Source organism: Viridibacillus sp. KH_047 (assembly GCF_057838945.1).
Genome location: NZ_CM174479.1, coordinates 3,176,475 through 3,191,902, shown reverse-complemented (window position 1 = coordinate 3,191,902; position 15,428 = coordinate 3,176,475). Strand labels below are relative to the sequence as shown.

17 protein-coding genes are annotated in these 15,428 nt (G+C 36.3%); all 17 read left to right on the top strand.

All coding sequences use genetic code 11. From position 1 onward, the window contains the following. The first annotated feature begins 27 nt into the window (after nucleotides 1-27). The 17 genes from flgG to AC3IS5_RS15675 all read left to right on the top strand — a co-directional run bounded on the left by flgG (nucleotide 28) and on the right by AC3IS5_RS15675 (nucleotide 15,426). The gene (gene flgG, locus AC3IS5_RS15755; protein ID WP_489425253.1) at nucleotides 28-894 is read left to right on the top strand and encodes a flagellar basal body rod protein FlgG; all 867 of its coding nucleotides are present in this window, start codon (nucleotides 28-30) and stop codon (nucleotides 892-894) included. Between the two features lie 71 nt (nucleotides 895-965). Next, entirely contained in the window at nucleotides 966-1,187 is a 222-nt protein-coding gene (locus AC3IS5_RS15750; RefSeq protein WP_489425252.1) for a flagellar FlbD family protein, read from the top strand. Beyond that, the gene (fliL, locus tag AC3IS5_RS15745) at nucleotides 1,177-1,602 is read left to right on the top strand and encodes a flagellar basal body-associated protein FliL (RefSeq protein WP_489425251.1); all 426 of its coding nucleotides are present in this window, start codon (nucleotides 1,177-1,179) and stop codon (nucleotides 1,600-1,602) included. Before AC3IS5_RS15750 ends, fliL begins: the two co-directional genes overlap by 11 nt. Before the next feature lie 30 nt (nucleotides 1,603-1,632). Further along, nucleotides 1,633-2,631: a flagellar motor switch protein FliM gene (fliM, locus tag AC3IS5_RS15740; RefSeq protein WP_489425250.1), complete on the top strand. Its 999-nt coding sequence runs from the start codon at nucleotides 1,633-1,635 to the stop codon at nucleotides 2,629-2,631. Further along, nucleotides 2,624-3,805: a flagellar motor switch phosphatase FliY gene (fliY, locus tag AC3IS5_RS15735; protein ID WP_489425249.1), complete on the top strand. Its 1,182-nt coding sequence runs from the start codon at nucleotides 2,624-2,626 to the stop codon at nucleotides 3,803-3,805. The genes fliM and fliY overlap by 8 nt, the downstream gene beginning before the upstream one ends. Before the next feature lie 22 nt (nucleotides 3,806-3,827). Continuing rightward, complete coding sequence (locus AC3IS5_RS15730; RefSeq protein ID WP_489425248.1) at nucleotides 3,828-4,190, top strand: response regulator; 363 nt, start codon at nucleotides 3,828-3,830, stop codon at nucleotides 4,188-4,190. A gap of 5 nt (nucleotides 4,191-4,195) precedes the next feature. Then, nucleotides 4,196-4,873 carry a flagellar biosynthetic protein FliO gene (locus AC3IS5_RS15725; RefSeq protein WP_489425247.1) on the top strand — a complete coding sequence of 226 codons (678 nt, stop codon included), beginning with the start codon at nucleotides 4,196-4,198 and terminating at the stop codon, nucleotides 4,871-4,873. Further along, on the top strand, nucleotides 4,870-5,535 hold the full coding sequence (gene fliP / locus AC3IS5_RS15720; protein WP_489425246.1) for a flagellar type III secretion system pore protein FliP: 666 nt from the start codon (nucleotides 4,870-4,872) through the stop codon (nucleotides 5,533-5,535). Before AC3IS5_RS15725 ends, fliP begins: the two co-directional genes overlap by 4 nt. Nucleotides 5,536-5,548: 13 nt before the next feature. Continuing rightward, on the top strand, nucleotides 5,549-5,818 hold the full coding sequence (gene fliQ, locus AC3IS5_RS15715) for a flagellar biosynthesis protein FliQ (protein ID WP_038184135.1): 270 nt from the start codon (nucleotides 5,549-5,551) through the stop codon (nucleotides 5,816-5,818). Between the two features lie 4 nt (nucleotides 5,819-5,822). After that, nucleotides 5,823-6,599 (top strand): flagellar biosynthetic protein FliR, encoded by a 777-nt coding sequence (fliR, locus tag AC3IS5_RS15710; protein WP_489425245.1) that lies wholly within the window; start codon nucleotides 5,823-5,825, stop codon nucleotides 6,597-6,599. A 1-nt stretch (nucleotide 6,600) separates the two neighbouring features. Next, the gene (flhB, locus tag AC3IS5_RS15705) at nucleotides 6,601-7,686 is read left to right on the top strand and encodes a flagellar biosynthesis protein FlhB (RefSeq protein ID WP_489425244.1); all 1,086 of its coding nucleotides are present in this window, start codon (nucleotides 6,601-6,603) and stop codon (nucleotides 7,684-7,686) included. Nucleotides 7,687-7,709: 23 nt separating this feature from the next. Next, a complete protein-coding gene (gene flhA / locus AC3IS5_RS15700; protein WP_489425243.1) occupies nucleotides 7,710-9,743 on the top strand; it encodes a flagellar biosynthesis protein FlhA in 2,034 nt (677 codons plus the stop codon). Continuing rightward, entirely contained in the window at nucleotides 9,740-10,858 is a 1,119-nt protein-coding gene (gene flhF, locus AC3IS5_RS15695) for a flagellar biosynthesis GTPase FlhF (RefSeq protein ID WP_489425242.1), read from the top strand. Before flhA ends, flhF begins: the two co-directional genes overlap by 4 nt. Continuing rightward, nucleotides 10,855-11,727 (top strand): MinD/ParA family protein, encoded by an 873-nt coding sequence (locus AC3IS5_RS15690; RefSeq protein WP_489425241.1) that lies wholly within the window; start codon nucleotides 10,855-10,857, stop codon nucleotides 11,725-11,727. Before flhF ends, AC3IS5_RS15690 begins: the two co-directional genes overlap by 4 nt. A gap of 51 nt (nucleotides 11,728-11,778) precedes the next feature. Further along, nucleotides 11,779-12,876, top strand: a complete 1,098-nt coding sequence (locus AC3IS5_RS15685) for a protein-glutamate methylesterase/protein-glutamine glutaminase (RefSeq protein WP_489427916.1) — start codon at nucleotides 11,779-11,781, stop codon at nucleotides 12,874-12,876. A 13-nt stretch (nucleotides 12,877-12,889) separates the two neighbouring features. Then, complete coding sequence (locus AC3IS5_RS15680; RefSeq protein WP_489425240.1) at nucleotides 12,890-14,953, top strand: chemotaxis protein CheW; 2,064 nt, start codon at nucleotides 12,890-12,892, stop codon at nucleotides 14,951-14,953. A gap of 26 nt (nucleotides 14,954-14,979) precedes the next feature. After that, nucleotides 14,980-15,426, top strand: coding sequence for a chemotaxis protein CheW (locus AC3IS5_RS15675; protein WP_489427915.1), 447 nt, complete (start codon nucleotides 14,980-14,982; stop codon nucleotides 15,424-15,426). The last annotated feature ends 2 nt before the right edge of the window (nucleotides 15,427-15,428 follow it).

The following is a 15,428-nucleotide window of genomic DNA, read 5'->3' as shown; positions in this document are numbered from 1 at the left end:
CTAAAATCGAAGGGAGAAAATTAAGTTATGCTACGTTCAATGTATTCAGGCATCAGTGGTCTTAAAAATTTCCAAACAAAATTAGATGTTATAGGTAATAATATCGCCAACGTTAATACGTATGGTTTCAAAAAAGGTCGCGTTGTTTTCAAAGATGTATTTTCACAAACAAGCGCAGGTGCTTCTGCACCAACAACTACGACAGGTGGTACAAACCCGAAACAAATCGGTTTAGGTGCTCAAATCGCTGCAATTGATACGATGCATGAAGGTGGTTCACTGCAAACTACTAACCGAGTATTAGACTTAGCGGTTTCAGGAGATGGATTCTTTGTTGTTGCTGATAAAAAAGCTGGAGCAGGATTTGAAAATCTACAGTATACACGTGCTGGGAACTTTTATATGGATAAAAATGGTGATTTAGTTAATGCAGACGGTAAATATCTATATGGTGTAAATAATCCAACTAAAACTCCTCCTGATGCGTGGACTCCTCCTGGTGCAGGTGCGACGGCGAATGGCGTAATAAATATACCTACTGATGCACAAAGTATGTCTATAGGAAAAGATGGAATAGTGAACTATGTTGATGCAAAAGGCGAATTGCAAGTTGCGGGACAATTAATTTTAGCTAAGTTTCCAAATACAGGTGGGTTAGAAAAACAAGGTTCCAATTATTATAAAGAGACTTCTAACTCTGGTGTTGCCAATTATAATATTGGTACACAAGGTGGTATCGGAGAAGTAGCTTCCGGCGTTCTCGAAATGTCTAACGTCGATCTATCAGAAGAATTCACTGACATGATCGTAGCGCAACGTGGTTTCCAGGCGAATACACGTATTATCACAACATCTGATGAAATTTTACAAGAGCTTGTTAACTTAAAACGATAAGTTTTAGCTGAAATAACTTTCATTAAAAGGAGGGGGCTGGGTCGGCTCTCAAGACTCGGCCCTTAATTCCTATGATTACAGTAACTAAATTAAATGGTAAACCATTCTCATTAAATGCTTTATACATAGAATCGGTCGAGGAGTTTCCTGATACGACGATTACGTTAACGACCGGACGAAAATATGTTGTATTAGAAACTGAGGAAGAAGTGAGTAAACGTATGATAGCTTTCTATCACAGTGTACAGCTCCTATCAAACCCGCACTTAAGAGGTGAAGAAAATGAAGAATAACAAACTTTTAACCATTATGTTAATTATTTTAGTTTCGATTACACTGATTGGTGTGATTGCATTGGTAACTGTCAATCAGTTGAACAAAGGAAGTGCCAAAGAGCCAACTATTGACGATATCATCGAAGCTTCCGTAGATGTTCCTGAATTGACAACAAATCTAGCCGGAACAAATTTTGTTAAAATTTCGCTTAAAATTCAAACTGATAGCAAAAAAGCTGCTGAAGAAATCGGTAAACGTGATTTCCAAGTGAAGAGTATTGTAATCGAAGAAATGTCAGAGATGACAAAAGGCGATTTAGAAGGAAAAAAAGGAAAGAAAATGCTTGAAACAACTTTAAAAACAAGATTTAATGAACTGATGCAAGACGGTAAGGTACAAGAAGTTTACATTACTTCCTACATCATTCAGTAAGGTAAATTATTTTGAAATGGAGGTGGGAAAATGGCAGGAGATGTGTTATCCCAGTCCGAAATTGATGCGCTTTTATCAGCGTTATCAACGGGTGAAATGACGGCTGATGATATTATGAAAGATGAAGAGGCTAGAAAAGTTAAAGTTTATGACTTTAAACGAGCTCTTCGTTTTTCAAAAGATCAAATCCGAAGTTTGACCCGAATACATGAAAATTTTGCACGTCTTTTAACGACTTTTTTCTCAGCTCAACTTAGGACGTATGTGCAAATAACTGTAGCATCTGTGGATCAGATTCCATTTGAAGAGTTCATTCGTTCAATTCCGAATATGACACTTATAAATGTATTCGAAGTACCACCTTTAGATGGCAATATCCTAATGGAGATTAATCCTAATATTGCGTATTCAATGCTAGATCGTTTAATGGGAGGAACAGGAGCAAGTCATAGTAACGTCGATAACTTAACTGAAATTGAAACGAAAATTATGACGAATTTATTTGAACGCTCGTTCGATAACTTGCGTGAAGCATGGGCAAACATAGCTGATATTGATCCAGCTTTATCTGAGCTTGAAGTGAATCCACAGTTCTTACAAATGATTTCTCCAAATGAAACGGTTGTTGTTATTTCATTCAACTCAATTATTGGAGAAACAAGTGGCATGATCAATATTTGTATCCCTCATGTCGTATTAGAACCAATTGTACCGAATCTATCGGTTCGCTATTGGATGCAATCTAATAAAAAAGAAGTTTCGCCAGAACAAACTGCGATTCTTGAAAATAGTGTGAAACAATCTAATCTACCAGTAATAGCGGAGCTTGGTAATGCTGAAATCTCAATTGAAGACTTCCTTCTATTGTTACAAGGTGATGTTATTCAACTGGATCAGAAAATTAGCCAACCACTTACATTAAAGGTTGGCGATATACCTAAATTTACTGTTCAACCAGGGAAACTGAAAAAACGAATGGCTGTTCAAGTTATAGAGTCTTTGAAAGGAGGAGACGAAGTTGATGAGTGATGAAATGTTATCTCAAGAAGAAATTGAAGCCCTATTAAGAGGCGAATCTCCCGAACTAGAAAATAAGAAGTCTTCTCAAATTGAATACAAAGTAGAGGAATATTTAGATGCATTATCTCAAGATGCACTAGGTGAAATCGGTAATATTTCCTTTGGTAGTTCTGCAACGGCGTTATCATCGTTACTAGGACAAAAGGTTGATATAACAACACCGACAATCAGTATGATTAATCGTGATAATTTGGAGGAAGAGTTTCCTCATCCATATGTAGCGGTTCAAGTAGAATATACGATGGGCCTTGTGGGTATGAACTTATTGGTCATCAAACAATCTGATGCAGCAATTATTGCTGATTTAATGTTAGGTGGAGATGGTGTTAGCCCAGCAGATGAGCTTGGTGAAATTCATTTAAGTGCTGTACAGGAAGCAATGAACCAAATGATGGGTTCTGCTGCAACATCTATGTCGACGATCTTTAATAAAAAAGTGGACATCTCACCGCCATCAATCGATTTGATGAATATTTCTAAAAATGAAGGTAGAGATAATATTCCTGAAGAAGATTTACTTGTTAAAGTTTCTTTCCGCTTAAAAATTGGTACTTTAATAGATTCAGATATTATGCAACTACTACCTCTAGGATTTAGTCAGAAGTTGGTTAATCAATTAATGAATCAAGATACTGAAGAAATTGCTTCAACTATGGTAGCTTCTGCACCAACACCACAGGAAGCACCAGTTCAAGCACAACCTGTACAACAGGCGCCAGTAGCACAACATGCTCCAATGCAAGAACAACAATATCAACAATCATATGCAATGCCTGAAAGACCAATGTATGCACAACAGCCAGCAAATGTACAACAAGCGCAATTTGCAAGCTTTGAAAATGCATCATTGAAGCAAGCAGAAGCTAGAAATTTAAATATGCTACTTGACATACCACTGCAAGTTACTGTTGAATTAGGACGTACGAAGCGTTCCGTAAAAGAGATATTAGAACTAGCAAGTGGATCTATTATTGAACTTGATAAACTTGCAGGTGAACCGGTTGATATTCTAGTAAATAGCCGTCTAATTGCTAAAGGAGAAGTAGTTGTAATAGACGAAAACTTCGGTGTTCGTATTACAGATATTTTGAGTAAAGCGGAGCGCTTAAACAATCTAAGATAGATAGTAATTGGAGGAGTTAGACATGTCTAAAAGGATTTTAATTGTGGATGACGCAGCTTTCATGCGCATGATGATCAAGGATATTTTAACAAAAAATGGTTTTGAAGTTGTAGGGGAAGCTGGAGATGGCGCTCAAGCTATTGAGAAGTACAACGAATTAAAACCAGATTTAGTAACAATGGATATTACTATGCCTGAGATGGATGGAATTGCCGCATTAAAATCTATTAAAGAAAAAGATCCAAGTGCAATTGTTATTATGTGCTCAGCAATGGGACAACAAGCAATGGTAATCGATGCAATCCAAGCGGGTGCAAAAGACTTTATCGTAAAACCTTTCCAAGCTGACCGTGTTATCGAAGCGATCCAAAAAGCGTTAGGTTGATCAGAATGTTTTATAAAGCCTTATTGAAACTGATGTTGTGTGCATCATTAATAACAATTGCATTTATAAATCCTATGTTACATCCGACACCAGCTTTTGCTGAATCGGGTGAAATGGTTGATAAATGCTTAAAAGACCCAGATGAATGTGAAGAGGATTCAACTACAGCTGTCGATAAAAACACACAATCGACAGCTGTCGGCTTGTCTCCATGGGATTATATTAAAATGGTCCTAGCTCTTGTTTTTGTAGTAGCACTATTGTACGGAATGTTAAAGTTTGTGAATAGTCGCAACCAAAAATATCAACATAATCAATTGATGCAAAATTTGGGTGGACTATCTTTAGGTCAACAGAAATCTGTGCAGCTCTTAAAAGTAGGAGATTCGCTCTATTTGGTTGGCGTAGGTGAGGATGTACATATTCTTAAGGAAATCTCAAATGAGGTCGAAAAAGAGCGTCTAATGACCTTATATAACGATAAACAAGAATTTGCAAATCAAGTTCCGTATATTGCAGACCTTTTTACTAGTTTCAAAGAAAAAGTGCGACCTTCATCTAAAGTAGATGAAAAGCCAAACGAAGAATTCAAAGATCTTTTTCAACAAAAAATCTCGAAAATAAAATCTGAACGTAGTCAAGATTTGAATGAGTGGAAGCAAAAGGAGAGCGATAAAGAATGAGTGATTTAGTTAATTATTTCTCAGACAGCGATCCAACCAATGTTTCTACTTCTGTAAAACTGATGTTAATGCTAACAGTCTTATCATTAGCACCAAGTATATTAATACTAATGACATCTTTTACGAGGATTGTTATAGTCCTATCGTTCGTACGTACAGCTTTAGCTACGCAACAAATGCCTCCAAACCAAGTAATCGTTGGATTGGCACTTTTTTTAACATTCTTTATCATGGCACCAACATTCCAAGAAGTGAATAAAGAAGCATTACAGCCTCTTTTTGATGAGAAAATCACATTGGATGAAGCTTACGACAAAGCGAGTGGGCCATTTAAAGACTTTATGAGTCAGCATACAAGACAGAAGGATTTAGATTTGTTTATAAAATATTCTGGTGCAGAACGTCCTGAAACAATTCAGGATATTTCATTAACTACATTAGTACCTGCTTTTGCGTTAAGTGAGATTAAAACTGCTTTTCAAATTGGTTTCATGATATTCATACCATTCCTTGTAATCGATATGATTGTCGCAAGTGTATTAATGTCTATGGGTATGATGATGTTACCGCCAGTTATGATTTCACTGCCATTTAAAATCCTATTATTTGTACTTGTAGATGGCTGGTATCTTGTAATGAAATCATTGCTGCAAAGCTTTTAGGGGATGAATCAATATGACAGGTGAAATGGTCATTTCAGTTGCAGAACGTGCGATCATGGTTGTCCTACTTACTTCAGGGCCTTTATTATTAATCGCTTTAATTACCGGTTTGGCAGTCAGTATTTTCCAAGCAACGACACAAATTCAAGAGCAAACGCTTGCATTTGTGCCGAAAATTATAGCTGTTTTAGTCGGTATTGTGTTTTTTGGACCTTGGATGCTTACGCAAGTGACTTCGTATGCAACAGATATTTTTGAAAATTTACTGCGATATGTAGGGTGAGCGAATGGAAGAACTAGTACCAAAAGTAACGGTGTTCCTGCTCATTCTAGTGCGAATTTCGGCATTTTTTATAACGGTCCCCTTGTTTTCTTATAAAACAATCCCGTCCAAAATGCGACTTACATTAGCGGCAGTAATTGCATGGATGATGTACTACACAATTGACGTTACTCCTATGGAAGTAAACGGGGAATACATATTATTAGTAATGAAAGAAGCCATGGTTGGTTTAATTATCGGCTTAATTGCCTATATGATTATGTCAGCTATCCAAATAGCAGGAAGTTTTATAGACTTCCAAATGGGTTTTGCTATTGCGAATATTATAGATCCACAGACAGGAGCACAAAGTCCTCTCTTAGGGCAATTCTTTAATACACTGGCATTGCTAGTGTTGCTAGGTATCAATGGGCATCATTTACTATTGGATGGTATTTATTATAGTTATGAATACTTGCCAATTGGTGAAATGTGGCCTTCCTTTGGATCAGAAAACTCCACTGAATTTATTATTAAAATGTTTGCTACAGTGTTTGGTATTGCTTTTCAAATGGCTGTCCCAATTGTTGCTACTTTATTCTTAGTTGATATTGCTTTAGGGATAACAGCTAGAACAGTTCCTCAGTTGAATATTTTTGTGGTTGGCTTTCCAATCAAAATTGGTGTGAGTTTTCTTGTTCTTGTAACAATGATGGGTGTAATGGTAGCTGTTATTCAAAAGTTATTTAATATTATGATTGTTAGTATGCGTGATTTTATGGTTCTAATAGGTGGTGGATAAGATGCAATATATTCGTCTTGACTTACAATTTTTTGCGGGAGAAAAAACTGAAAAAGCAACGCCAAAGAAAAGACTAGATGCCCGGAAAAAAGGTCAAGTATTAAAAAGTCAGGATGTCACAAGTGCAATTGTCCTCCTATCTGTTTTTTTATTTTTATTATTTGGCGCCGCATTTATGCGAGATAGTTTCATGGCGTTTTTTAAACAAACATTTAGTCGATACTTGTTAGTTGAATCTATTTCGATTAGCTCAGTTATGGAAGTCTATAAAGAGGTTATGATTGAGATGGCATTTGTCTTATTACCAATCATGGTGATTGCGGTAATTGCTAGTCTCGCGGGAAACTTCTTTCAATTTGGATTACTTTTTACAACAGAGTCATTAAAATTTGATTTAAAGAAGATTGATCCAATTAAAGGATTAAAACGAATGTTCTCAATGAGAGCTATTATTGAGTTACTAAAATCAGTTTTAAAAATAACCTTTATCGGATCGGTTACAACAGTTATTCTTCTTATGAATATAGATGATGTACTAAGTTTGTCTTTTAAATCTCCGTGGGTCACTTTAATAACTGTTGGAAAATTAACTGTAATAATGGGGATTGCAGCTTCACTTACATTGTTTTGTGTGGCAATCTTGGATTATTTCTATCAGAAGTTTGATTATGAAAAAAACTTAAAAATGTCCAAGCAGGATATTAAAGATGAATATAAAAATACTGAGGGTGACCCCCTCATAAAATCAAAAATAAAACAACGTCAACGTGAAATGGCTATGCGTCGTATGATGTCGGAAGTACCTAAAGCGGACGTGGTTATTACCAATCCAACCCATTATGCAATCGCACTGCAGTATGATGATGAAAACATGGATGCGCCAAAAGTTGTTGCTAAAGGGACCGATTTTATCGCACAAAAGATTAAATTGATTGCCAAAGAAAATGATGTTGTGATGGTGGAAAATAGACCACTGGCTAGAGCAATGTACGATCAAGTGGAAGTTGGGGGCCGCATCCCAGACGAGTTTTTCAAAGCGGTTGCGGAAGTTTTAGCTTATGTATACCGTATTAAACGCAAAATTTAAAGTTTTAAGCAGGAGGGACAAGTATGAAAATTCGCGACATAGGGGTATTATCGGCAGTTATTTTAATTGTAGCGATGCTCATTATCCCTCTACCTCCGTGGATGTTAAGCTTTCTCATTATTATTAATATATCGCTAGCGTTATTAGTTTTATTAACAGCTATGAACATGCAAGAGGCACTTCAATTTTCAATATTCCCATCATTACTTTTATTACTTACATTGTTTCGCTTAGGATTAAACGTTTCGACAACCCGAGCAATTTTAAGTGGTGGTGAAGCTGGGAATGTAGTTGAAACATTTGGTACCTTTGTTGTAGGCGGTAATATTCTTGTCGGTTTAGTCGTGTTCGTAATTTTGATTATCATTCAATTTATCGTTATTACGAAAGGGTCTGAGCGTGTTTCTGAAGTTGCAGCTCGTTTTACATTGGATGCGATGCCAGGTAAGCAAATGGCGATTGATGCCGATTTAAATGCAGGTTTAATTTCTGAAACAGATGCTCGTCAAAGACGTGAAAAAGTAAGTAATGAGGCAGATTTCTACGGAGCTATGGACGGTGCCACAAAATTTGTTAAAGGGGACGCCATTGCAGGTATTATTATTGTCATCATTAACCTACTTGTAGGAATGATTATCGGCGTTGTGCAAATGGATTTAGAGTTCTCTGAAGCAGTGCATTTGTTCTCTACTTTAACAGTAGGTGACGGTTTAGTATCGCAAATTCCAGCGCTATTAATTTCTACAGCAACAGGTATTGTAGTTACGCGAGCAGCTTCTGATGGTAATTTAAGTACAGATATTACAGGGCAATTGCTTTCTAATCCAAAGTTGTTGTATATTGCAGCAGCTACAATCTTTCTGTTAGGTATTGTAACGCCAATTGAATTAATTTATACAGTTCCATTAGCTGGGCTACTTGCATTCGTAGCATACCGTATAAGTCATCAAAAACAAGAAGAAATTGAAGAATTACAAGAAATTGAAGAAGAAGTGGCTACTGATAATCTGAAAAGTCCGGAAAATGTCATTAATTTATTGAATGTTGATCCGATTGAATTTGAATTTGGTTATGGATTAATCCCATTAGTAGATGCAGCACAAGGTGGAGATTTATTAGATCGTGTTGTAATGATTCGACGACAACTTGCGCTTGAGTTAGGGATTGTCATACCTGTTGTTCGTATTCGCGACAATATTCAATTACAACCGAATGAATATCGCATCAAAATAAAAGGGAACGAACTTGCGCAGGGTGAACTATTATTAGATCACTACTTAGCAATGAGTCCTGGAGATGATGACTCAATTGAAGGGATAGATACAGTAGAACCCTCATTTGGTCTACCTGCAAAATGGATTACTGATCAAGTAAAAGAGGAGGCTGAAATGCTTGGTTATACAGTAGTGGATCCGCCTAGTGTTGTTTCTACTCATTTAACTGAAATTATTCGTGCTAACGCTTCAGACTTACTTGGTCGCCAAGAAACAAAACAATTAATCGATCATTTAAGAGAATCAGCACCAATTTTAGTAGAAGAGTTAACACCAACGCCATTATCAATTGGTGAGATTCAAAAAGTATTGGCGAAATTGTTGGAAGAAAATGTTTCAGTTCGCAATTTACCAATCATTTTTGAGACATTAGCAGATTATTCAAAGTTAACATCAGATGTGGATGTTCTTACTGAGTATGTCCGCCAAGCACTTGCTCGTCAAATTACTACTCAGCATGCAGGCAGTCAGCCGGAGCTAAAAGTATTAACTGTGGCTGCTAAAGTGGAAAAAATGATTGCAGATAGTATTCAACAAACGGATCACGGAAATTATTTAGCGATGGATCCACAAGATTCTCAAGCGATACTAGAATCTATTGCAAGAGAAATAGAGCGTATTGCATTCTTTGAACAATCTCCGGTGATTTTATGTTCACCAGCTGTTCGAATGTACCTACGACAATTGACAGAGAGATATTTCCCTCAAATTCCAATTCTTTCGTATAATGAACTGGAAGCATCAATTGAGATCCAAAGTGTTGGGGTGGTGAATGTTGAATGAAAATGAAAAAATATGTAGCACCGTCAATGCCAGCCGCAATGAAAAAAGTTCGTGCTGATTTTGGTGATGATGCAGTCATTGTCAATTCAAAAGTAGTGTATTCAAAAGGTTTTTTAGGATTATTTAAAAAGAAAAGTATTGAAGTGGTAGCAGGGCTAGATCGCGCAGATGTAAGAGAATCTGCGCCTCTTCTAGCTCCAGTTCAGCCTTTGATTGAAAAAAGTATTCATTCAGATCAAAATTCTGAAGAAATCAAAAAAGAAATAGCTGATTTGAAATTACTTATGCAATCAATGCAACGACACTCTGTAGGGGCCCAGTATCCAGATGAACTCTTACCTCTTATTGAACAACTAGAGAAACAGGAGCTAAATCAAGAGCTTGTCACATGTATTGGTGATGAGCTTTTTGCAATTATAAAAAATAGTAAAGGAGATTTATCGCAAGAGGAGCTTTTCAAACTCGCAAAAGAATCTCTAGTAGCTAATATTGAGCAGCTTCCTTTCGGTGGTATTTCTTATGAAAAAAAATATATAAACGTTTTAGGGCCAACTGGAGTTGGTAAAACAACGACAATTGCTAAAATGGCTGCTAGAGCAGTACTCGAGAAGAAACAAAAAATAGGTTTCATTACGACCGATACGTATAGAATTGCTGCGATTGAACAGTTGAAAACGTATGCGAACTTATTGCAAGCACCTGTAGAGATTGTTTACAACAAACAAGACTATGAACATGCGTTAGAAAAATTTGATCATCTCGATTTAATCTTTATAGATACAGCTGGGCGAAACTACAAAGAAGTGAAGTACGTAGAAGATTTACAAGAATTAATGAATTTTGAACAGAATATGGAAAGCTTTTTAGTCCTTTCAATGACATCAAAAGAGCGAGATATGGAAACGATTATTCAACAATTTTTGGAATTTCCTATTACTAAACTAATATTCACTAAGCTTGATGAAACAAATTCTATTGGCTCAATGATTAATTTAATGGTTAAATATAATAAAGGACTTGCTTACTATACAACTGGTCAAGAAGTACCAGAGGATATTGAGGAGGCCTCTTTTGAAAATGTAGTTGAATTGTTCTTTCAAGGAGATAGGAAATGAGAGATCAAGCAGAATCTTTAAGAATGTATATGTTGCGAAGCCAGGGATTAATAGGGAAATCTATTGCAGTTGTAAGTGGTAAAGGTGGCGTTGGAAAAAGCAATTTCACAACGAATTTTTCTAATACTTTAGCCTCCCATGGTAAAAAAGTTGTCATTGTTGATATGGATATTGGAATGGGTAATATTCATATTCTTTTAGGTGAAAGCGCTAGGAAAAGTTTAAAGGACTATTTACAGGGGGATTGTTCATTACAAGAGGTTATTTTTGAGGGGCCTAATGGTTTGCAATATATTTCAGGCGGTACGGGTATGATTGGGCTAATAGAATGGTCTGATAAAATGTTTAATCGTTTGATTGAAGCATTCGAAATGTTGCAAAAGTCATTTGATTACATAGTGTTTGATATGGGAGCGGGAGCAACTAATTGGTCTTTAGATTTGTTAGTCGCAGTTGAAGATATTATTGTCATTTCTACTACTGAACCAACATCAATTACAGATGCTTATTCTATGATGAAATATATTCACTATAAAGATCCGGAGAAAAAGTTTTATCTTCTTTGTAATCGTACTATGGATCAAGAAGAAGGTCCTGATGCCCTTAGACGTTTAAGCCATGCTATGTCACGATTTTTGTCAAAAGAAGTCACTGTGTTAGGGTCTTTACCTGAAGATCCACTTGTAAGACAAGCTGTTCGCAAACAAGTTCCCTTTTCAATTTTATTTCCAAATGCGCCAATTACGAAAACGTTACGAGATATTACTTATCGTTATATGGAAGAATGCATTGAAGAAGTAGATGCACCTGCCCAGACGAATAAGTTTTTGTCTAAATTGAAAAGTATTTTCTCGAAAGGTCGTGATTAGTTGAACATTTCTCAACCAAAAAAGCTACTCATCGTTGATGACTCTGCTTTTATGAGGAAGCTCATTTCAGATTTTTTTACGGATAATACTAAAATACAAGTTATAGGCACGGCTCGTAATGGTAATGACGCACTACGCAAGATTAAAAGTCTTAAGCCTGATGTTGTGACTATGGATGTTGAAATGCCAGAAATGAATGGTTTAGAAGCTCTTAAAAAAATCATGGCAGAATCACCGGTTCCTGTTGTTATGCTTTCAAGTACAACAGAACGGGGTGCTGATTCGACTCTAGAAGCAATGGCGAATGGTGCTGTTGATTTTATTGCTAAACCAAGTGGTACAATTTCGCTTGATTTACATAAAATCAAAAATGATCTTGTATATAAAGTTGAGCATGCTGCTAATGTACAAGTTTCAAAACTTCAGCAAACAATTGTCAAATCAAATACAACTAAATTTGCTGGAGAACTGAGTGATTCTGTTCTTTTATCACGAAAGGGACCGAAAGTTCAGCAACAGGAAAGAATGGCTGAAACAGTTGCAACGCAAGTCAAAAAGGAATGGTCAGCTCATTCTAAGAAAATAATACTTATTGGTACTTCGACTGGAGGTCCAAGAGCTTTACAAGAAGTCATTACTAAAATACCGGCAACCATCAAAGCGCCAATCCTAATTGTGCAACATATGCCTGCTGGTTTTACAAAGTCACTATCCAATCGATTAGATCAACTGTCTGATATTACTGTGAGAGAAGCTGAAAATGGTGACATTTTGCAAAATGGAGTTGCTTACATTGCTCCCGGTGGTTATCATATGAAACTTCGTAAAATAGGTATGTCTTATGGCATCGTACTAGATGATCAAGAGCCACCTCGAGGGGGACATAGACCATCTGTCGACGTACTTTTTGAAGATAATTGTCAATTCAATGAAATTGACAAAGTAGCCGTTATTATGACGGGAATGGGCGCCGATGGAACGAAGGGTTTAATTCAGTTGAAAAATACTGGGAAAGTAATTGCTATTACAGAATCTGCTAATACATGTATTGTGTATGGCATGCCTAAGGCAGCTTTTGAAACGGGCTTAGTTGATGAAGTAGCGAATGTAGATGATATTGCAGAAACAATAATGAAATATTTGCCTTAAAGGGGGCCATTCTATGGATACGAATCAATATTTAGAAGTGTTTATTGACGAAAGTAAAGAGCATCTTCAGTCTTGTAGTGAAAGCCTACTAGAATTAGAGAAAAACCCAAATGATTTAGCAATTGTGAATGATATTTTCCGTAATGCTCATACATTAAAAGGTATGTCAGCGACAATGGGCTTCGAAGATTTAGCTGATTTAACTCATAAAATGGAAAATGTTTTAGATGCGATTCGTAACGAAAAGATTAAGGTTACACCAGAGATTTTGGATGTTGTCTTTGAATCAGTAGACCATCTTGAAGAAATGGTTAACGATATTGCAAGCGGTGGAGATGGGAAAAAGGATGTAAGTGCAACTGTTGAATCCCTAAAGAAAATAGAATTAGGTGAAGTAATTACTAATACTATTTCAAATAATGAAGTGGCAGCAACTACAATTGTTGAATCCGCAGTGTTACTTGAATACGATGACTTTGAATTAACGGTAATTCAACAATCACAAGAACAAGGCTTTAACACATATGAAATTTCAGTTCATCTACGTGAAGATTGTTTATTAAAAGCAGCACGCGTATATATGGTGTTTGAATTACTTGAAAAATTGGGTGATGTTATCAAGTCATCTCCTTCTGTTGAAAAGCTTGAAGAAGAGCAATTTGATAATGATTTCTATATTGCCTTTATAACAAAAGAGCCAGCTGAAGATATAGAGAAAAAATTGTTAAAAGTATCTGAAGTAGATCGTGTCGTTGTACAGCCAGTCGATTTCCAAGTCTTAAATCAAGCAATGCTTGGAACGGTAGAAACACCACAAGTTGTACAAGCCGTTGTAGAACAACTACAGCAACAGGTAGTGAAAAAAGAATCTGTTGATGCACCTGCTGCTAAAAAGACACCTGCAAAAAATGGTGGTGGTCACGCTACTAGTAAAACCATTCGTGTAAATATTGAACGACTTGATATTTTAATGAATCTGTTTGAGGAGTTAGTAATTGATCGTGGGCGTTTACAGTCAATCGCGTCAGAGTTAAATCATAGCGAACTTAATGAAACAGTTGAAAGAATGTCCCGAATTTCTGGGGACTTACAAAATATTATTTTAACTATGCGTATGGTGCCAGTTGAAACAGTATTTAATCGTTTCCCTAAAATGGTGCGCCAGTTAACGCGTGAATTAAACAAAAAAGTAAATCTAGAAATTATCGGAGCTGAAACAGAATTAGATCGTACAGTTATTGATGAAATCGGTGATCCACTTGTTCACTTAATTCGCAATGGCTTAGATCATGGTGTTGAAAGCCCTGAAGTACGACGTGCAAAAGGTAAACCAGAAGAAGGTACAATCATTCTGCGTGCTTATCATAGCGGTAATCATGTCTTCATCGAATTAGAGGATGACGGTGCAGGTATTAACCGTGAAAAAGTATTGTCTAAAGCAATCTCTAAAGGTGTTGTAACGCCAGAAGTTGCAGCTTCAATGACAGACAATCAAGTTAATGAATTAATTTTATCTTCTGGGTTCTCAACAGCAGACGTTATTTCAGACGTATCAGGTCGTGGTGTAGGACTAGATGTAGTTAAATCCACAATAGAATCTTTAGGTGGGAATATTACAATCGAATCGACTGAGGGTAAAGGTTCATTATTCTCAATTCAACTACCATTAACATTGTCTATTATTTCTGTAATGCTTGTGGAAATTGATAAAGAGATTTATGCAATTCCTTTATCTTCAATTATCGAAACATCAATTATTCGCTCTTCGGATATTATGAATGCGCATAATCAAAAAGTAATTGATTTCCGCGGCAAAGTTGTGCCTCTTGTATTTTTAGAAGAAATCTTTGAAGTACCACGTAATGAAGCGATAGATGAAGAGTTCCATTCAGTGGTCATCGTCCGTAAAGGTGAGAAAATGGCTGGACTAGTTGTTGATTCATTTATCGGGCAACAAGAAATTGTACTTAAAGCTTTAGGTAATTATTTAACAAATGTCTTTGCTATTTCTGGTGCAACAATTCTTGGGAACGGGAAAGTTGCATTAATCGTAGACTGTAACGCGCTTATTAAATAATGAAATTCTCGAAAGAGGTGTAAATGATGGTAAATACGCTCGATGTAGAAAGTTTGAAAGTAATTGTTTTTCAATTGGCAGATAAAGAGTACGCAATTCCTGTTAGTCAAGTACAAGGAATTGAAAAAACAATGCATATTACACGTGTTCCAAAAACACCGAGATACGTGAAAGGTGTTATCAACTTACGAGGTGTAGTAACGCCAATCATTGATTTACGCGAACGCTTTGACTTGGATACTTCTTCGGATAATGAAAGTACTAGAATCATCATTATTTCATTGGATGAAATGGAAGTTGGATTTATCGTTGATGCAGCTAATGATGTAATGGATATACCAAAGGAATCAATTGAACCGCAACCTGAAGTGGTTGGTTCATTAGAAGAAGAATTCATTTCAGGTGTTGTGAAAATCGGTAAGCGCCTTCTTATTTTGCTTCATTTAGATAAAGTGCTAAATACGTTAAAGTAAAG